The following is a 17,400-nucleotide window of genomic DNA, read 5'->3' on the forward strand; positions in this document are numbered from 1 at the left end:
GAGGGTGAAGTGAATCAGGTTCCGAACATCGAGCCCGGGTTGAACAGGTTCTCCGGGTCCAGCGCCGCCTTGATCGCGCGGTGTGTCCGCAAGCCGATGGGCCCGATCTCGCGGGCCAGCCACTCGCGTTTGATCTTGCCGATGCCGTGTTCGCCGGTCACCGTGCCGCCCAGCGACAGGCCGACCGCCAGGATGTCGTCGAAAGCCTTGTGGGCGCGGGCGAACTCGTCCTCCGACGACGCGTCGTAGACGATCGTCGGGTGCATGTTGCCGTCGCCCGCGTGGCCGACGACGGCGATGCGCAGGCCCACTTCCCGGCTGATCCGCTCGCAGCCCGCGATGAGGTCGGCGATGCGGGTGCGGGGAACACACACATCGTCGGTGAGCCAGGAGCCGTAGACCTCCAACGCCATCAGCACAGCGCGGCGGGCGGTGAGCAGCGCTTGGCCTTCGGCGACGTCGTAGGTGGTGTAGGCCAGTTCGGCGCCCGCGTCGGTGCAGACCTGTTCGATGGCGGTCAGTTCGCGGCGGGCGGCCTCGCCGCCGGAGTCCGACTGGCAGATCAGCAGCGCCGCGCAACCCTTGCCCGCGCCCAGTTCCGTCTTCAGGTGCGCCTCGACGGCCTCGATGGACGTGGCGTCCATGATCTCCATCAGGGACGGGACGATGCCCTCGCGCACGACGCGGCTGACGGCGGCGCCCGCGGCTGCCGTCGAGCCGAACGCGGCGACCATGGTCCCCGGTGCCTGTGGGAGTGGGCGCAGCGACAGCGTGGCCTGGGTGATCACGCCGAGCGTGCCCTCACTGCCGATGAACAGCTTGGTGAGGTCGTAGCCCGCGACGCCCTTCACCGTGCGGCGCCCGGTTTTCAGCAACTCGCCATCGGCAAGAACCACATGCAGGCCGAGGACGGAATCCGTGGTGACGCCGTACTTCACGCAGCACAGGCCGCCCGCGTTGGTCGAAAGATTGCCGCCGATGGTGCACCAGTCATACGAAGACGGGTCAGGCGGATAGAACAGGCCGTGCTTCTCGACGGCGTGCCGCAAGTCCAGGTTGATCACGCCTGGCTCGACCACGGCGAGACGGTTGTCCGAGTCCACCTCGAGGATCGTGTTCATCCTTGTTGTGACGAGCACAACACACCCGTCGATCGCGTTCGCGGCTCCGGACAGCCCGCTGCCCGCGCCGCGCGGCACGATCGGCACACCGAATTCCGTGCAGGCGCGGACAACCTCTTGGACTTGGGCGACGTCCTTGGGGAACACGACCGCCAGCGGGGAGCCGTGCGGCGCGAGCGGCATCATGTCGCGCCGGTAGGCGGCGGTGACGTCGGGGTCGACCGCGATCCCGTCGGCGCCGAGCGCCGTGTTCAGCCTGGTCAGCAAGGACATGGGAACCACGGTAGTCCTCGCGACACAGGGAAGAGTTAAGGCGTTTGGACGCAGTGAATCAGCGGACCGTTGACTTACAGTTGGTGTAGTGGGGGTCACTGTGGACACCCGCGTCGGGGAGGGCGGTGTGCCATGGCGGAGATGCCTGGTCCCAGCGTGCAGGCTCGCGCGCTGGCGCTTTTCATGGGCAGCGCGATCCGGCCGATCGCTGATCGGATCCGCCTGCAGGGCCTGTATCTGCGGGTCATCAGAGAGTCCTTCGACGCGCTCGGGTTCATGCCGCTGCCCAGAGGCACCAAGGTCCGCGCGGTCAGCGAGCCCCACGGCTACGGCGATGTGCACGGGGTGTGGATCTGCGCGCGCGAGGCCGACGAGACGGCAGGCGCGATCCTCTACCTGCACGGCGGCGGTTTCGTCTTCGGCTCGATCCGCACGCACAAGCACCTCGCCGCGGCGCTGTCGGCGACCTCGGGACTGCCCGTGCTGCTGCTGAATTACCGGCGGGCGCCCGAGCACTTGTTCCCGGCCGCGGCCGACGACGCGGTCGCGGGCTACCACTGGCTGCTCGACCAGGGCTTCCCCGCGTCCAAGATCGTCATCGCGGGCGACTCGGCCGGTGGGCACCTGTCGGTCGGCCTGCTCGCCGACCTGACCCGCCTGCGGCTGCCGATGCCGGGCGCGGCGGTGCTGTTCTCCCCGTTCCTCGACCTGCACTGCACCCAGCTCGACGACCGCGACGCCACCCGGCGCGACCCGTTCATCCCGCCCGCGCGGGCAAGGGAGGCGGCGGGGGTCTACGCGGGGCTCACCGACCTGGCCGACCCGCGGCTCACCGTGCTCAAAGGAAGCAAGCGCCGCTGGCCGCCGATGCTGGTGCAGGTCGGCGACACCGAGTGCCTGCTCGGCGACTCCGAGCGGCTCGCCACGGCGATGCGGATGGCGGGCGCGCACTGCGAGCTGCAGGTGTGGCCGGGGCAGGTGCACGTGTTCCCGGCGTTCTACCCGATCGTCCCGGAGGGCCGCCTGGCCATCCGCTACGCGGGCGAGTTCCTGCGCGAGGCCCTGGCGGAGTCCCTCGCGGCCTGATGTCACACCTGGGGCCGTGATCGACACTTCCTGGTGACGACTCGGGAAGGAGCGGCCGTGGTGACAGGGATCGTGCTTGCGGTGGTGGGGAGCGCGACGAGCGTCGTGCTCGCCTGGATCCGGCACCGGACGTCGGCGAGCCGGTACGCGGCGTGGGCCGCGATGGCGCGGCGGGTGCCCGACGGCGGCACGCTGGCGGCCTCGGACCTGGTCAGCTCGGTGCGGATCGGGCACGGTCGTGGTCGACGATGAACCGTCCCACCGCGAGGAGTTCGCCGACTTCTACCGCGCGGAGGTCCACCGGCTGATGGGCTTCCTGATCAGGCTGGGCGCGTCCTCCCACACCGCCGCGGACTTGACGCAGGTCGCGTTCACCCAGGCGTGGCTGGCGTGGGACTCGATCCACACCAACCCGCGAGCGTGGGTGCGGACGGTGGCCACCCGGGGCTTCCAGCGCGGGCTGACGCCCGCCGAGTACCCGGTGCCGGACGTGCCGGACGGGCGCACCGTGCTGTCCGCCGAGGACGAGGTGGTGCTGGAGGAGAGCACGAAGGCCGTGCGGGACCTGATCGGGACGCTGCCGTTCACCCAGCGGCTCCTGCTGTCGTGGCACCTCGACGGCTTCACCACCGCCGAGATCGCCGCGTCGACCGACCGCACGCAAGCGGCGGTCCGGCAGAACCTGCACCGGGCCAAGGCCACCCTGGAGCACCGGCTGCGTGGAGGTGCGGCATGAGCGAACTGGACAACCTCGTCGCCGACCTGACCGCCGCGGTGGCCGAGGCGCTGGACACCGAGGCGGGGCTGGCCGCGGTCGTCGCGGTCGACGTCGCGGTGAAGTACGCGCACAGCATCGTGATGGGGGCGGGCGGCGGTGGGATCTCGCGGGTGGCGCGGCCCGTCGAGGAGCCGTTCCACCAGGCCGCCGCGCCGCCGGTCATCGGGCTGTGAGGAACCCCGGCGCCCGCCGGTTCGTTCGGCGGTGATGGGGACGGTGGAGACGGTGCTGGCCTGGAGCGTGCCCGGCGGCACGCTGGCGCTCGTGGCGGTCGGGGGCTACGAGCTGTGGCGCCAGAAGCGGCGCAAGAAGGCCGGGACACCGCTGGCCGCGACCTACGTCGACGAGTTCACCGCGATCTTCTACGGCACCAAGCGCTGGGAGTTGGACCACCGCGACTCGGTGTCCCTCATGGCCGAGGACGACGCCGAAGGTGCCCCGCCGAACAAGGGTGTTGATCTCGACCGGGGGATCGTCGTCCTCAAGCGGGAGGATCTTCCCTAGCCCTACGGTGGGGGTATGACCACACGAACCACCGCATCGATCTGGTCCGCTGTCGTCACCGTCGGCTCCGTGGTGATCGTCCTGATCGCCCTCAGTGTCGCCTCCGGGGAGGTCCACCTCGGAAACAGCGACTACGAGGTCGAGTTCATCGACCTGCCCACGCTCGGCGCCGCCCTCATCCTCGTCCCGCTCCTGGGACTGGCCGCGCACAAGTCATGGCCGATCGCGCTGTTCGGGCTGGCCGGGCTCGTGGTGCCGCTGATCTATGGCGCCTGGGTAGCCGTCCGCCGCTATCGGGAGTCCCAGTGGGGGGATGGGCTGGAGGGACTCGGCTACCTGATTCCCATCGGGATCGGCCTTCTCGGGTTGCTCGCCGTGGCCGTCGGTGGGCTGGTCGGGCGACGCGAGGAGCGTTCGACTCCCTGATTGCGCATTCGCCAAAGACAGGTGAATACGGCCCCATTCCCCTGCGGCCCGCCGAGGGGCCAACGTAGGCTGACCGGGTGACCATGGCTACGGGTCTGCTCGATTCCGCCGGTCCCCTGCTGGTTTGGGCGATCGTGCTGAGCTTCGTGTTCATCGAGTGCGCCTTCATCGTCGGCTTGTTCCTGCCCGGCGACTCCTTGCTGTTCGCCGCCGGGGTGGTGCTGGCGCAGGGCGACCACGAGCACCAGGCGTGGTGGCTGTCGCTGGTGGCGACCGGGGTCGCCGTGGTGGGCAACCAGGTCGGCTACGTGATCGGCCACAAGGCGGGGCACGCGATCATCACCCGCCGGGGCGGCAAGGTGATGAACGAGCACAACCTGCAGCGGGCCAGGGAGTTCCTCGACCGGCGCGGGTTCTGGGCGATCGTGTTCGCCCGCTGGATCCCGTGGATCCGCACGCTGGCGCCGCTGATCGCGGGCGCGGCGAAGATGGACCCCCGCCGGTTCGCGCTGGCCACCACGATCGGCGGCATCGCCTGGGTGCCGACGCTGGTCCTGGTCGGCTATTACGCCGCTGGCCTGCTCGACGAGCTGCCGTGGCTGCAGACGGCCGCGCTGGTCGGCAGCGTCGCGTTCCTGGTGCTGGGCACCGCGTGGGGCGTGTGGCGCTACCGCCAGGAGATGCACAAGCCGATCGACACGGTCTCGATCACGGAGTAGGGCGCAGCGCCAGCTGGATCCCGTCGGGGTCGCGCATGGCGATCTCGTCGGGTTCGGCGGTGAACGGGACGCCGAACTCGGTCAGCCGGGCCGCCCACGTGCGCAGCTCGTCCACCGCGAAGGTCAGCCGGTCGAGCCCGGGCCGCGAACCGTCGAACGACGCGCGGGCCGCACCGAGGTGCTGGACCAGGGTGAGCGTGATGCCGAAGCCGTCGAGCAGGACCCTGCGCAGGCCGGGCGCGTCGTCCTCGGCGGAGCTGGTGAAGCCGAGCACCCGCTCGTACCAGGGGACGCTGCGATCGACGTCGCTCACCGTGAGCGCGACCTGGCGTACGCCGGTCATCGCCGACCATCCTCTCGTTGCCCCGTTCGGACTCCTGACTACGCCATAGTGCCCCAGTCCGGTGATCACCGGGGCACCGTTATTCGATCTTCCGCAGCCGGAGATCCGCCGTTCCGGCGGTGGTCGCCACCAGTTGGGCGTTGCGCTCGTCGGATCCGGCCGTCCGCTCCCATGCCTGCGCGGGGGTCCTGCCATAGGCGACATGCCGGTTGACCAGGCGTTTCCGGCGCACGTCGGCGTCGGGGTCGAGGTACCAGACCTCGTCGAGCAGCGCGCGGACCGCGGGCCACAGCAGCAGGTAGTTCCCCTCGGTGACCACGAGGGGAACCTCACACGGCACCGCGACCGCGCCCGCTACGGCGTCCTCGATCTCGCGGCGGAACTCGGGGGCGTAGACGACGGGGTCGGTGTTGGCGCGCAGCCGCCGCAGCAGCTCGACGTAGCCGTCGGCGTCGAAGGTGTCCGGGGCGCCCTTGCGTTCGACTCGGCCCAGCCGCTCCAGCTCGGTGTGGGCGAGGTGGAAGCCGTCCATCCCGACGAGCACCGCGGCCCCGTCGAGCGCCTCGACGAGCCGCGCCGCGAGGGTCGATTTGCCCGCGCCGGGCGGGCCGGTGATCCCCAGCAGCCGCCTGCCGCCCGCCGCCATGGCCGACGCGCGTTCGACCAGGTCGGAGAAGATCGGCTCCCGGGACATCGCTGTTCCCTCCTGAGGAGTAAGGTCCCCGCGCGCAAGCGTTTGCATTCTGCAGTCAGGACATGCCGTGGCCACTATGGAGGACGTCGCCAAGCTCGCGGGCGTCTCGATCAGCACCGTCTCACACGTGGTCAACGAGACCCGCGCCGTCGCGGTCAACACGCGCGCCCGGGTGCTCGCCGCGATCGAGTCCACCGGGTACACCGGCAACGCCATCGCGCGGTCGCTGGTCACCGGGGGCACCAAGTCCATCGGCGTGGCGATGTCGCTGCTGGCCAACCCGCACCTCGCCGAGCTGATCCACGCCATCGAGGCCGAGGCGACGGCGGCCGGCTACACCGTCCTGCTCGGCGACACCCTCGATTCGCCGGACGGCGAGCGTGACGCGGTGCGCAAGCTGCAGGCCCGCCGGGTCGACGGCATGCTGCTGACCCCGGCCCCCGGCGACACCGAGACGCTCGACCAGCTCGCCCGCACCGGGGTGCCCGCGGTGCTGGTCGACCGGGTGTCGCACAAGGTCAAGCTCGACCAGGTCGGCCCGGAGAACATCCAGTCGACGTCGGCGCTCGTGTCGCACCTGGCCACGGCCGGGCACCGGCGGATCGCGTTCATCAGCGGCGTCGAGTGGATGGTCGCCAGCGAGGAGCGGACCCTGGGCTACCGTCTCGGCCTCGGCCGCGCGGGCCTGCGCTGGGACTCCAACCTGGTCGCGGGCGGCGGGGCGACGCACGAGGACGGCGTCCTGGCCCTGCGCAGGCTGCTGACCGTCCCGGAACGGCCGACCGCGGTGATCACCGGCAACGGCGCGATGACGGCCGGGGCGGTGCGCGAGGCGACCGCGCACGGCCTGGTCATCGGCAAGGACCTGGCGATCGTCGGCCACGACGAGGTCGAGTGGGCCGAGCTGGTGCGGCCGTCGATCACCACGATGGCGCACCCGGTCGACGAGATCGGCCGCACCGCGGTCCGGCTGCTGCTCGAGCGGCTCAACGACCGCGAGCACGCGCCCCGGACGGTGCTGCTGCCGCCGCGGCTGGTGCACCGCGAGTCCTGCGGGTGTGACGCGGCCGAGTAGCCTTGCGCCGCGCAAGATGGCTCTTGCATACTTGCGGCTCCGCATACCAGCCAGTAGGTCATCCGAGCCGCCGCTGCCGACGAGGGGACAGTAGCGACGGCGGGTAGCTTGATCGGTGTGGCCACCGGTACTCGTGAGCGGATCATCGACGCCGCGCTCGCCTTGTTCGTCGAGCGCGGCGTCGCCGCGACCCCGGTCACGGCCATCGAAGCCGCCGCCGGGCTGTCCCCGGGCAGCGGCGGCTTCTACCGCCACTTTCCCGACAAGGACGCGCTGCTGACCGCCGTCGTCGAACGCGAGCTCATGCGGGTGCGCAAGGACCCGGACGCCCAGATCGCCCGGGTCGGCGGGCCGATCACCCCGGCGCTGGCCACTCAACTGCGGTCCGACCTCGACTTCCTCGCCGACCTGCGGCCGCTCATCGCGATCCTCATGTGGGAACGCGGCCGTGCGCCGCAGGTGGCCGAGACGGTGCAGAAGATGATGATGGACCGCGGCATCGAGATGGGCATCGCCGATCTGCTCTTCAGCGACCCGCCGCCGCTGGTCGCCGAGGACCCGGCCGCGGCGGCCGCGGTCATGCAGTCGGCGATGGTCGGCTACTTCTTGTCGGTCGAGTACTTCGGCATCCCGCCCGCCGGGGTGGACGCGCGCCGCTTCACCGACACGCTGGCGAAGCTGCTCACCAAGTCAGAACCCGCCTGAGACCGGCAGCACGGCGCCGGTCACGAACGACGCGGCGGGGCTGAGCAGCCACACCACGGCCTCGGCGATCTCCGGCGGCTGACCGGCGCGGCCCATCGGGATGCGCGGGGCGAGGCGCTCGGGCCGGTCGGGCATCCCGGCGGCGGCGTGCAGGTCGGAGTACACGAGCCCGGGCGCGACGACGTTGACCCGGATGCCCTCGCCCGCGACCTCCTGGGCCAGTCCATAGGAGAGGGTCTCGACGGCGGCTTTGCTCGCGGCGTAATGGACCCACTCGCCCGGCGAGCCGCGGCGGGCGGCGGTGCTGGACACGGTGACGATCGACCCACCCGGCCCGCCGTCGCGTGTGGACAGTCGGGGGACGGCTTCGCGTAGGCAGAGGAACACGCCGGTGACGTTGACGTCGAACACGCGGCGGAACGTGGCCGGGTCCTGTTCGTCGAGGCGGCCAGGGGTGTTGCCGGTGATGCCCGCGTTGGCGACGAGCGCGGTCAGCGGACCGAGGTCGGCAGCGCGGTCGAACAGGGCCTTCACCTGGGTCTCGTCGGCGACGTCGGCCTGGACGGCCAAGGCTTGGCGGCCCAGGGCGCGCACTTCCTCGACGACTGAGGCGGCCGCGGACTCGTCGGCGGTGTAGTTGACCACCACGTCGAACCCGTCCCGCGCCGCCCGGCGGCAGATCGCCGCGCCGATCCCCCTGCTTCCGCCCGTGACAACCAAAACACTCACTTGGCCGCCTCGCACACTCGGCGGCGGTCGCGGGCACACTGTGTCGATGATTCACTCGCTAGCTCGCTCATGAACGCATGCTGGCATGCGCTTCGAGCAGTGCGGCGGCCTCCATGTACATCCAGCCGGACAGCTGCACCGACAGGTCGCGCTCGACGCGCCGGTCGCGCCTGCCGCGCGGGGTGATCGCCGGGACGATCGGTTCGTCGCCGAACAGCGGCCCGCTGGGGGCGACGCCGCGGTTGCGCCACGCCTCCTCCGCCGTGGTGATGACCATCCACTCGGCCAGGTCAGCCGACGCCTCGGGCAGACGGATCGCGGAGAGCGCCAGGTAGCGGGCGAGGATGCCCGAGAACAGTCCGCCGTCGCCGCCCGCGCGGCCGGGGATGACGCCGTCGACGGCCAGGTGGCGGGCGACGGCCTTGATCGTGCGCTCGGCCCGTTCGGTCCACTCGCCGGTCGGGTCGTCGGCGGCCAACTCGACGCACGCGCCGAGGAAGACGCCCTGGCAGTAGCTGTAGACGATCTCGACGCGCTCGCGCACCTCGCCGTCGGAGTGGACGTAGAGACCGTCCCAGACCAGGCCGGTGGTGTCGTCGAGCAGGTACTCGTCCATCCAGTCGGTCATCGAGCGGGCGCGCTGCCGGTCGGCGCGGTCCTGGGCGAAGCGGGCCAGCAGGATCGCGGCCGGGCCGTTGGCCGGGACGTTCTTGAGGGTGTCGCTGCGCCGCCACCAGATGCCGCCGCCGCCGTGGTCGGTCCAGCCCTCGCGGATCTGGGCGGTGATCGCGTCGAGCGCCTTCTCGGTGTCGAACCCGAACTCGTCTGACGCGCGCAGCAGGGCCAGGCCCATCCAGGCGATGTCGTCGTAGTACTCGTTGGTCCACTTGCCGAAGTTGCGCACGTGGACGCCGCGGATGTGCTGGCGGATGGTCGTCAGACGGGCGGGACTGGGGGCGCGGAGCTGGGCGTCGATGAGGCTGTCGAGCAGGTGGGCCTGCCACCAGTAGTTCCAGCCGAGAAGCAGCCGGTCGCCGGGCGTGGCGGGCCAGGTGGCGACGCCGAGGCGGGTGCCCGGGATCGCCCACAGCCTGCGCAGGTGCCGGGCCAGCACACCCTGCTCGGCGACGGCGGCGCGGGCCGCCCACAACTGAGGGGCCTGCTCGGCAGCACCCTCCGCGTAGTCCGTACCCCGGGTCACCTACCAATAGTGATGGCTGGATCGTTTCCGATGTCCCGCGAGCGGGGATTTGTCACCAGGTCGTGCAAGGCTGTTGGTCTGGACGATGAGGGGCGGAGCTATGCGCACCGAGCAGGTCACATGCCCACTTTGCGAGGCGACGTGCGGTCTCGACGTCACCATCGACGGTGATCGGGTGACCGCCGTCCGTGGCGACGCGGCCGATGTGTTCTCCGCCGGCTACATCTGCCCCAAGGGCGCCTCCATCGGCGCCCTCCACCACGACCCCGACCGCCTCCGCACCCCGATGATCAAGCGCGACGGCGAATGGCACCCGGCGACCTGGGACGAGGCGTTCGCCGAGATCGCCGCCCGGCTGCCGCGGATCATCGCCGAACACGGCAAGGACGCCGTCGCGGTCTACGCGGGCAACCCGTCGATCCACAACACCTCCACCGCGCTGTACGGCCGGGTGTTCTACAAGGCGCTGTCGACGAAGAACTTCTACTCGGCCAGCACGGTCGACCAGATGCCCAAGCACGTGTCCGCGGGTTACCTGTTCGGCGACCCGATGAGCATTCCCGTCCCGGACATCGACCGCACGGCGCACCTGGTGCTGCTCGGCGCGAACCCGCTGGTGTCCAACGGCAGCCTGATGACCGCCCCCGACATGCGCGGCAGGCTGAAGGCCCTGCAGGCCCGCGGCGGCAAGATCGTCGTGGTCGACCCCCGCCGCTCCCGCACCGCCGAGATGGCCGACGAACACCACGCCATCCGCCCCGGCACCGACGCGCTGCTGCTGTTCGCCCTGGTCAACACCCTCTTCGCCGAGAACCTGGTGAAGTTGGGCGCGCTCGCCGAGCACGTCACCGGGGTCGACGAGGTCCGCGAGTTGGCCGAGCCGTTCACCCCGGAGGCCGTCGCCCCGGTCACCGGTCTGGACGCTGACGCGATCCGCGCCATGGCCCGCGACCTGGCCGCCGCCGAGAGCGCCGCGGTGTACGGCCGCATCGGCACATCCACCCAGGCGTTCGGCACCCTGGCGAACTGGCTGGTCGACGTGCTGAACGTGCTGACCGGCAACCTCGACCGCCCCGGCGGCGCCATGTTCCCCCTCGCCGCCGCGGGCCAGGCGAACGTGCGCCCCGGCCGCAGGCGCGGCTTCGCCCACGGCCGCTGGCGCAGCCGCGTCCGCGACCTGCCCGAGGTCCTCGGCGAATTCCCCGTCGCCACCCTGGCCGACGAGATCCTGACCCCGGGTGAGGGCCAGGTGCGCGCGCTGATCACGGTGTGCGGGAATCCGTGCCTGAGCACGCCGAACTCCGACCGCCTCGCGGAGGCCCTCGACGGCCTCGATTTCATGGTCTCCCTGGACGTGTACCTGAACGAGACGAGCAGACACGCCGACGTGATCCTGCCCGGCCCGTCCCCGCTGGAACGCGCGCACTACGACGTGGCGCTGTACCAGTTCGCGGTCCGCAACGTCGCCAACTGGACGGCGGCGGCACTGCCTTCCGACCAGCCGCAGGAGTGGGAGACCTTGCTGCGGTTGACCGGGATCATCATGGGGGCCGGGGCTGACGTGGCGGCGATGGATGACTTCGTGGCGGCCCAGTTCGCCGAGCGGATGGACGTCGAGCCGGACCCGACGCTGGTCGGCCCGGAGCGGTTGATCGACCTGCTGCTGCGCAGTGGGCCGTACAAGGTGACGCTGGCGGAGTTGAAGGCGGCGCCGCACGGGATCGACTTCGGCCCGCTCCAGCCACGAATTCCGGACGTGCTGGCGACACCGAGCGGGATGATCGAGTTGGCTGCGCCTGCTTTGGTTGAGGACGTTCCCCGGTTGGCCGCCGAGCTTTCTACTGTCCCAAATGGACAGATGCTGCTGATCGGGCGGCGACAGTTGGGGTCGAACAACTCCTGGATGCACAACCTGGAACCGTTGGTGAAGGGGAAGAACCGCTGCACGGCCCAGGTGAATCCGGTGGACGCGGAACGACTTGGGTTGACCGACGGCGAAGAGGCGACTGTTCGGTCGAGGACCGGGAAGCTGCGGGTGCCTATCGAGGTCACGGACACCATTCGGGCGGGCGTGATCAGCATTCCGCATGGTTGGGGCCACGACCAGGCCGGAACCCGCACAGCAGTGGCAACGGCCCACGCAGGCGTCAATTCCAACCAACTGGCAGACGAACTCCTAATCGACACCCTGTCGGGCAATGCAGTACTGAATGGCATCCCAGTCGAAGTGACGCCAAACTAGGCGCATGAATTCACGGGATATACCCGACGAGGTCGACCAACCCACCGACGTCGCGCGTGTCTCGACCACCGCCGACCACCTGGCTTCCTACGTACCGCCCGCCGGAACCGGAGTGTCGCTCGACGAAGCGACTACAGCGGTCCGCGTAGTACGAGAGGCTCCATGAGCCTCGACGTCATCGATGCCTTCGGTCCCGCGTAGCCACATGAAACCCACGGTGATCGAGCGGTAAACCGCCATATCGCCTTGTTCGCGCCCGCACACCTCGACGCCGAGGTCATCTCCGCGCTGCGGGGGATGGCCATGGGGAACGACGTCCTCGCCGGGGCAGCGCCTCGTGCGCCGCAGCATCTCGCGGGATTCCCGATCCGCCGCATGCCGATCTCGCCCCTGCTGCAACGAATGTGGGAGCTGCGGCACAACATCACGCCCTACGACGCGGCTTATGTCGCGCTCGCCGAGCGAATCGAGAGCCCGCTTATCACCTGCGACGCCAAGCCGGCAGCGGCCCCGGAGCCCTGTGCCGATTCGATCTCGTCAATTGACGAATCAGTCCACCGTGAATGGGTCGTACGTGATGTGGTCCAGGGGGGTGCCTGCCACCAGCATTCGGGAGACGGTGGAGCGGATCATGCCTGGGGAGCCGGAGACCAGGACGTCCCTGTCCGCCCAGGCGCCATAGCGGGTTACTACGTCCGCCAAGGTTCCCTGTTCCACGCCGGGGACGTTCGGTTCCTCCAGGACTGGAACCACCGTCAGCCAAGGGTTTACCGACGCGATGTTCTGCAGGTTCTGCACGTCGTAGAGATCCTGGCGCACCCGGCCGCCGATAAACAAATGCACGTGTGGGTTCTCGCCCCATTGGGCGAGGTGGTCGATGATCGCCCGCATCGGCGATAAACCGGTTCCGCCCGCGACCATCAGGACGTCGCGACCGTTTTCCCGGTCCACCGCGATTCGGCCCATCGGGGGCCCCATTTTCCAGACATCGCCGAGTTTCGCGTGGGCCACGATCGACCTGCTCACCCAGCCACCTTCGACGCCGCGGATGTGGAAGTCGATGGTGCCGTCGGGGCGTGGGGCGTTCGCCGGCGTCAGGTAGCGCCAGAGACGCGGACGCTGGGGGACTTCGACACTCAGGTACTGGCCGGGCTGATAGGGCACGGGGTAGTGCGGGCGGACCCGGACGACGCCCAGGTCCCAGCCGATCCGTTCATGGGAGACGACTTCGGCGTGCCAGTACGCCGGGCCCTCGTCCGCGGCGGCGGCGTCCAGCATGGCGCGAGCCATGATCGTGTATGCCTCGGCCCACGCGCGTTCCACCTCGTCGGTCCACGCGTCGCCCGCGTACTTCTTGACCGAGGAGATCAGGGCCATGCCGACGGCTTCGTAGTGGGTGCTGACGACGCCGAACTTGCGGTGGTCGCGGCCGAGTTGCTGGAGGAAGGGGACGAGGTCGTCCGGGCGGTCGACCATCTGCACCACGTGCACGAGCGCGCGGAGCAGGCGGGAGCGCTGGACCTGCATGTTGGCCGGGAACATCTCGCGGATGGACGGCTCGATCGTGAACAGCATCCCGTAGAAGAACTGCGCGACCTGCTCGGCGTTGGGCTCGACGACCGCGAAGCTCTCGCGGACGAGCCGCACCATCGTGGACACGGCGGTTGGGGACTCGATCCGGGGCTGTGAGGCCGGGATGGGGCTCACCAGGGCGTTGGCTGTCATGGTCGGGGGGTCGACTCCACCTCTCGTGCGCCGGGTAAGCCTGCACCACGCTACTAGGTCTTGCGTCCCCCGACGGAGTGTCAACAGTAGTCGGATTCCAGGAAATGGCGCCAAGGATCACCCCAAGGTGGGCCGTATCCTCACGCTAGGTGATCACTATTCGGCCTATCGGGGGACAGCCAGCCGGGGCAATTGGCATTCGGCTGATAGCGGTAATCGTTTGGCGAGACCAACGTTCATCCGCGTGCGACCGGCGGATAACGTTCCGTGTGTGACTCAGGACCGCGAGGACGCCGCCCACGATCTCGAACGTGAGTTGTCGAAGCTGTTCGGCCGCGCCCGCAGTGTGTCGCTGACCCTCGCGGCCAAGATCCACCCGGGGCTCGACGGGGCGTCCTACGCGCTGCTGCTCCACCTGATGGACATCGGCCCGGTCCGGGCCGCGGACGTCGTCGAGCGGACCGGGCTCGACAAGTCGACCGTCAGCAGGCAGGTCGCCCGGCTCGAGGAACTCGATCTCATCGAACGCGTCCCCGACCCGTCCGACGGGCGGGCCCGCCTGGTCCAGCTGACCACCGTCGGCACCGAGCGCCTGGACAAGGTCCGCGCCGACCGCCGCCGCCAGCTCCGCGAGAAGTTCGACGAGTGGCCGACCGGCGACCTTCGCGAGTTCGCCCGCCTGCTGGGCAAGCTCAACGACGCCCTGTGATCCGGTTCACCTTCTAGTCGCTTTGTCGCCCGGTCCGGTTTCCCCAGCTCCGGGCCGGTTTGGTGGGCATTGCGTGACCACGATCGGCTGATTTACCACCCGGATGGCGGCTTCCCACAATCGTGTGAACTGTCTTGGGGAGAACTTCACCCACCGCCTGTGGATGGGCTCCTGGGCTTTGTGGATAACTGACCCCCTGGTGTGGACAGACCGCGAAAGTCCCGGTTGCGCTGGGTGGGTGACCCGGCGAAGGTGGGCGGAAAGCGGATCTTCGACCAGGAAACCCGCTGTTCATCCAGCACACCGGGACGCCGGAGTGGCCCACGTCTTAGAGTTGAGCGGAACTGACTCAACTTTTCGCGCGTTGGACCCGGTGACATGCACGTACCGACCGAGGTGGGAGATGGACGCGTTCAACCCGACGACCAAGACACAGGCGGCGATCTCGGCGGCGGCGCAGGCCGCGTCGGCCGCCGGTAATCCCGACATCCGCCCGGTGCACCTGCTCGGCGCGCTGCTGGCGCAGGCCGACGGGCTGACCGCACCGCTGCTCACCGCCGTGGGCGCCGACCCGAACATCGTGCGCAAGGAGCTGGAGCCGCTCGCGCGCGCCCTGCCGTCCGCGGTGGGCGCGACTGTCTCCTCCCCGCAGTTGGCGCAGGGCGCGCTGCGGGCGATCACGCACGCGCAGAAGCTCGCCACCGAGATGGGCGACGAGTACGTCTCCACCGAGCACCTGCTCGTCGGTCTGGCCGCTGAGGGCGGGGACGTCGCCGAGGTGCTCAAGCGCCATGGGGCGACGGCCGACGCGCTGCGGGAGGCGTTCGCCAAGGTGCGCGGGTCCGCGCGCGTGTCCAGCCCCGACCCGGAGGGCACCTACCAGGCGCTGGAGAAGTACGGCGTCGACCTGACCGACCGCGCGCGCAAGGGCGAGTTGGACCCGGTGATCGGGCGCGACACCGAGATCCGCCGGGTCGTGCAGGTGCTTTCGCGCCGCACGAAGAACAACCCGGTGCTGATCGGCGAGCCCGGCGTCGGCAAGACCGCGATCGTGGAGGGCCTCGCCCAGCGGATCATCGCCGGTGACGTGCCAGAGTCGCTGCGCGGCAAGCGGGTCGTCGGGCTCGACCTCGGCGCCATGGTTGCCGGGGCGAAGTTCCGCGGTGAGTTCGAGGAGCGGCTCAAGGCCGTCCTCAAGGAGATCACCGACTCCGCGGGCCAGGTCATCACCTTCATCGACGAGCTGCACACCATCGTCGGCGCGGGCGCGACCGGCGAGGGCGCGATGGACGCGGGCAACATGATCAAGCCGATGCTGGCCCGCGGCGAGCTGCGCATGGTCGGCGCGACCACGCTCGACGAGTACCGCCAGCACATCGAGAAGGACCCGGCGCTGGAGCGGCGGTTCCAGCAGGTGCTGGTCGGCGAGCCCTCGGTCGAGGACACCATCGGCATCCTGCGCGGTCTCAAGGAGCGCTACGAGGTCCACCACGGTGTCCGCATCACCGACACCGCGCTCGTCGCCGCCGCCACCCTGTCCGACCGCTACATCACCGCCCGCTTCCTGCCGGACAAGGCGATCGACCTCGTCGACGAGGCCGCGTCGCGGCTGCGCATGGAGATCGACTCGCGGCCGGTGGAGATCGACGTGGTCGAGCGCGCGGTGCGGCGGCTGGAGATCGAGGAGATGGCGCTGTCCAAAGAGGACGACGCCGCATCCCGCGAGCGGCTGGCCGCGCTGCGCGCCGAGCTGGCCGAGAAGCGCGAGACGCTGGCCGGGCTCACCGCCCGCTGGCAGAACGAGAAGGGCTCGATCGACAAGGTCCGCGAGCTGAAGGAGCAGCTGGAGTCCCTGCGCGGCGAGTCGGAGCGCGCCGAGCGCGACGGCGACCTCGGCCGGGCCGCCGAGCTGCGCTACGGCCGCATCCCCGCCCTGGAGAAGCAGCTCGACGCCGCCACCGAGGCCACGGCCAACACCGGCGAAGAGGTCATGCTCAAGGAGGAGGTCGGCCCCGACGACGTGGCCGAGGTCGTCTCCGCGTGGACCGGCATCCCCGCGGGCCGCATGCTCGAAGGCGAGACCCACAAGCTGCTGCGCATGGAGGACGCGATCACCTCCCGCGTCGTCGGCCAGGCCGAGGCGGTGCGCGCGGTGTCCGACGCGGTCCGCCGGGCCCGCGCGGGTGTCGCCGACCCGGACCGCCCGACCGGCTCGTTCCTGTTCCTCGGCCCGACCGGTGTCGGCAAGACCGAGCTGGCCAAGGCGCTGGCGGAGTTCCTGTTCGACGATGAGCGGGCGATGATCCGCATCGACATGAGCGAGTACGCCGAGAAGCACTCGGTGGCCCGCCTGGTCGGCGCCCCGCCCGGCTACGTCGGCTACGACCAGGGCGGCCAGCTCACCGAGTCGGTCCGCCGCCGCCCGTACAGCGTCGTGCTGCTCGACGAGGTGGAGAAGGCTCACCCGGACGTGTTCGACGTGCTGCTGCAGGTGCTCGACGACGGCCGCCTGACCGACGGCCAGGGCCGCACGGTCGACTTCCGCAACACGATCCTGGTGCTGACGTCGAACCTGGGCTCCCAGGCCATCGCCGACGCCAACCTCGACGAGCGGCAGCGCAAGGACGCGGTCATGGCCGTGGTGCAGCGGCACTTCAAGCCGGAGTTCCTCAACCGGCTCGACGACGTCGTGGTGTTCCACCAGCTGGCCACCGAGGAGCTGACGTCGATCGTCGACATCCAGATCGGCAGGCTCGGCCGCAGGCTGGCCCAGCGTCGGCTCACCCTGGAGGTCACCCCGGCGGCGCGCGACTGGCTGGCGATCAACGGGTTCGACCCGGTCTACGGCGCCCGCCCGCTGCGGCGGCTGGTGTCGAGCGCGATCGGCGACCAACTGGCCAAGGCACTGCTCGCGGGCGACATCCGCGACGGCGACACCGTCCAGGTCGACGTCATCGCCGACAACAGCGCCCTGACCGTGGCCAAGGGCTAAGGGGAGAGGGGCCGCCTCCAACCGCGACTAGTCCGTCTCCCCGAAATTCTTGGTCCGGGTCACCTCTGTCGGTACCGC

General features: G+C 70.1%; 18 protein-coding genes. 12 read left to right on the plus strand and 6 right to left on the minus strand.

Annotated features, from left to right (window positions below; genetic code table 11):
• Positions 1 to 14 precede the first annotated feature (14 nt).
• Entirely contained in the window at positions 15 to 1,394 is a 1,380-nt protein-coding gene (locus ACSHT8_RS22265) for an FAD-binding oxidoreductase (protein WP_436492842.1), read from the minus strand.
• A gap of 141 nt (positions 1,395 to 1,535) precedes the next feature.
• Between ACSHT8_RS22265 and ACSHT8_RS22270 the strand changes: the two genes are divergently transcribed.
• The 7 genes from ACSHT8_RS22270 (at position 1,536) to ACSHT8_RS22300 (ending at position 4,907) form a co-directional block, all read left to right on the plus strand.
• Positions 1,536 to 2,480, plus strand: a complete 945-nt coding sequence (locus tag ACSHT8_RS22270) for an alpha/beta hydrolase (RefSeq protein WP_436492843.1) — start codon at positions 1,536 to 1,538, stop codon at positions 2,478 to 2,480.
• Between the two features lie 57 nt (positions 2,481 to 2,537).
• On the plus strand, positions 2,538 to 2,732 hold the full coding sequence (locus tag ACSHT8_RS22275) for a hypothetical protein (RefSeq protein WP_436492844.1): 195 nt from the start codon (positions 2,538 to 2,540) through the stop codon (positions 2,730 to 2,732).
• Entirely contained in the window at positions 2,719 to 3,216 is a 498-nt protein-coding gene (locus ACSHT8_RS22280) for an RNA polymerase sigma factor (RefSeq protein WP_436492845.1), read from the plus strand. The genes ACSHT8_RS22275 and ACSHT8_RS22280 overlap by 14 nt, the downstream gene beginning before the upstream one ends.
• A complete protein-coding gene (locus ACSHT8_RS22285; protein ID WP_436492846.1) occupies positions 3,213 to 3,431 on the plus strand; it encodes a hypothetical protein in 219 nt (72 codons plus the stop codon). Before ACSHT8_RS22280 ends, ACSHT8_RS22285 begins: the two co-directional genes overlap by 4 nt.
• A gap of 34 nt (positions 3,432 to 3,465) precedes the next feature.
• Positions 3,466 to 3,762, plus strand: a complete 297-nt coding sequence (locus ACSHT8_RS22290) for a DUF6191 domain-containing protein (protein WP_436492847.1) — start codon at positions 3,466 to 3,468, stop codon at positions 3,760 to 3,762.
• A 15-nt stretch (positions 3,763 to 3,777) separates the two neighbouring features.
• A complete protein-coding gene (locus ACSHT8_RS22295) occupies positions 3,778 to 4,188 on the plus strand; it encodes a hypothetical protein (RefSeq protein WP_436492848.1) in 411 nt (136 codons plus the stop codon).
• An 83-nt stretch (positions 4,189 to 4,271) separates the two neighbouring features.
• On the plus strand, positions 4,272 to 4,907 hold the full coding sequence (locus ACSHT8_RS22300) for a DedA family protein (RefSeq protein ID WP_436502139.1): 636 nt from the start codon (positions 4,272 to 4,274) through the stop codon (positions 4,905 to 4,907).
• Here the strand turns inward: ACSHT8_RS22300 and ACSHT8_RS22305 are convergent.
• Both ACSHT8_RS22305 and ACSHT8_RS22310 read right to left on the minus strand, forming a co-directional pair.
• Complete coding sequence (locus tag ACSHT8_RS22305) at positions 4,897 to 5,250, minus strand: VOC family protein (RefSeq protein ID WP_436492849.1); 354 nt, start codon at positions 5,248 to 5,250, stop codon at positions 4,897 to 4,899. The two genes, ACSHT8_RS22300 and ACSHT8_RS22305, sit on opposite strands and share 11 nt — an antisense overlap.
• A gap of 79 nt (positions 5,251 to 5,329) precedes the next feature.
• Entirely contained in the window at positions 5,330 to 5,944 is a 615-nt protein-coding gene (locus ACSHT8_RS22310) for a nucleoside/nucleotide kinase family protein (RefSeq protein WP_436492850.1), read from the minus strand.
• Positions 5,945 to 6,020: 76 nt separating this feature from the next.
• On the opposite strand from ACSHT8_RS22310, the gene ACSHT8_RS22315 reads away from it, so the two are divergent.
• On the plus strand, positions 6,021 to 7,019 hold the full coding sequence (locus ACSHT8_RS22315) for a LacI family DNA-binding transcriptional regulator (protein ID WP_436502140.1): 999 nt from the start codon (positions 6,021 to 6,023) through the stop codon (positions 7,017 to 7,019).
• 117 nt (positions 7,020 to 7,136) lie between these two features.
• Positions 7,137 to 7,724: a TetR/AcrR family transcriptional regulator gene (locus ACSHT8_RS22320; protein ID WP_436492851.1), complete on the plus strand. Its 588-nt coding sequence runs from the start codon at positions 7,137 to 7,139 to the stop codon at positions 7,722 to 7,724.
• Here the strand turns inward: ACSHT8_RS22320 and ACSHT8_RS22325 are convergent.
• Positions 7,710 to 8,453 carry an SDR family oxidoreductase gene (locus ACSHT8_RS22325; RefSeq protein ID WP_436492852.1) on the minus strand — a complete coding sequence of 248 codons (744 nt, stop codon included), beginning with the start codon at positions 8,451 to 8,453 and terminating at the stop codon, positions 7,710 to 7,712. The two genes, ACSHT8_RS22320 and ACSHT8_RS22325, sit on opposite strands and share 15 nt — an antisense overlap.
• A gap of 67 nt (positions 8,454 to 8,520) precedes the next feature.
• Positions 8,521 to 9,654, minus strand: coding sequence for a glycoside hydrolase family 76 protein (locus tag ACSHT8_RS22330; RefSeq protein WP_436492853.1), 1,134 nt, complete (start codon positions 9,652 to 9,654; stop codon positions 8,521 to 8,523).
• 100 nt (positions 9,655 to 9,754) lie between these two features.
• Between ACSHT8_RS22330 and ACSHT8_RS22335 the strand changes: the two genes are divergently transcribed.
• Positions 9,755 to 11,896, plus strand: a complete 2,142-nt coding sequence (locus tag ACSHT8_RS22335) for a molybdopterin-dependent oxidoreductase (RefSeq protein WP_436492854.1) — start codon at positions 9,755 to 9,757, stop codon at positions 11,894 to 11,896.
• Between the two features lie 549 nt (positions 11,897 to 12,445).
• Here the strand turns inward: ACSHT8_RS22335 and ACSHT8_RS22340 are convergent.
• On the minus strand, positions 12,446 to 13,621 hold the full coding sequence (locus ACSHT8_RS22340; protein WP_436492855.1) for a globin domain-containing protein: 1,176 nt from the start codon (positions 13,619 to 13,621) through the stop codon (positions 12,446 to 12,448).
• A gap of 271 nt (positions 13,622 to 13,892) precedes the next feature.
• On the opposite strand from ACSHT8_RS22340, the gene ACSHT8_RS22345 reads away from it, so the two are divergent.
• Together ACSHT8_RS22345 and clpB are read left to right on the plus strand one after the other, a co-directional pair.
• Positions 13,893 to 14,330 (plus strand): MarR family winged helix-turn-helix transcriptional regulator, encoded by a 438-nt coding sequence (locus ACSHT8_RS22345; protein ID WP_436492856.1) that lies wholly within the window; start codon positions 13,893 to 13,895, stop codon positions 14,328 to 14,330.
• 403 nt (positions 14,331 to 14,733) lie between these two features.
• The gene (clpB, locus tag ACSHT8_RS22350) at positions 14,734 to 17,322 is read left to right on the plus strand and encodes an ATP-dependent chaperone ClpB (protein ID WP_436492857.1); all 2,589 of its coding nucleotides are present in this window, start codon (positions 14,734 to 14,736) and stop codon (positions 17,320 to 17,322) included.
• Positions 17,323 to 17,400: the final 78 nt, after the last annotated feature.

Origin of the sequence: Actinokineospora sp. HUAS TT18 (assembly GCF_051364635.1) — a bacterium.
GTDB lineage: Bacteria > Actinomycetota > Actinomycetes > Mycobacteriales > Pseudonocardiaceae > Actinokineospora.

What these genes read in the sequence shown, in the direction of transcription:
- ACSHT8_RS22335 (WP_436492854.1), top strand. Translation starts at nt 9,755, where the DNA reads ATGCGCACCGAGCAGGTCACATGCCCACTTTGCGAGGCGACGTGCGGT.
- ACSHT8_RS22285 (WP_436492846.1), top strand. Translation starts at nt 3,213, where the DNA reads ATGAGCGAACTGGACAACCTCGTCGCCGACCTGACCGCCGCGGTGGCC.
- ACSHT8_RS22270 (WP_436492843.1), top strand. Translation starts at nt 1,536, where the DNA reads ATGCCTGGTCCCAGCGTGCAGGCTCGCGCGCTGGCGCTTTTCATGGGC.
- ACSHT8_RS22290 (WP_436492847.1), top strand. Translation starts at nt 3,466, where the DNA reads ATGGGGACGGTGGAGACGGTGCTGGCCTGGAGCGTGCCCGGCGGCACG.
- ACSHT8_RS22310 (WP_436492850.1), bottom strand. Translation starts at nt 5,944, where the DNA reads ATGTCCCGGGAGCCGATCTTCTCCGACCTGGTCGAACGCGCGTCGGCC.
- ACSHT8_RS22300 (WP_436502139.1), top strand. Translation starts at nt 4,272, where the DNA reads ATGGCTACGGGTCTGCTCGATTCCGCCGGTCCCCTGCTGGTTTGGGCG.
- ACSHT8_RS22340 (WP_436492855.1), bottom strand. Translation starts at nt 13,621, where the DNA reads ATGACAGCCAACGCCCTGGTGAGCCCCATCCCGGCCTCACAGCCCCGG.
- ACSHT8_RS22315 (WP_436502140.1), top strand. Translation starts at nt 6,021, where the DNA reads ATGGAGGACGTCGCCAAGCTCGCGGGCGTCTCGATCAGCACCGTCTCA.
- clpB (WP_436492857.1), top strand. Translation starts at nt 14,734, where the DNA reads ATGGACGCGTTCAACCCGACGACCAAGACACAGGCGGCGATCTCGGCG.
- ACSHT8_RS22305 (WP_436492849.1), bottom strand. Translation starts at nt 5,250, where the DNA reads ATGACCGGCGTACGCCAGGTCGCGCTCACGGTGAGCGACGTCGATCGC.
- ACSHT8_RS22265 (WP_436492842.1), bottom strand. Translation starts at nt 1,394, where the DNA reads ATGTCCTTGCTGACCAGGCTGAACACGGCGCTCGGCGCCGACGGGATC.
- ACSHT8_RS22295 (WP_436492848.1), top strand. Translation starts at nt 3,778, where the DNA reads ATGACCACACGAACCACCGCATCGATCTGGTCCGCTGTCGTCACCGTC.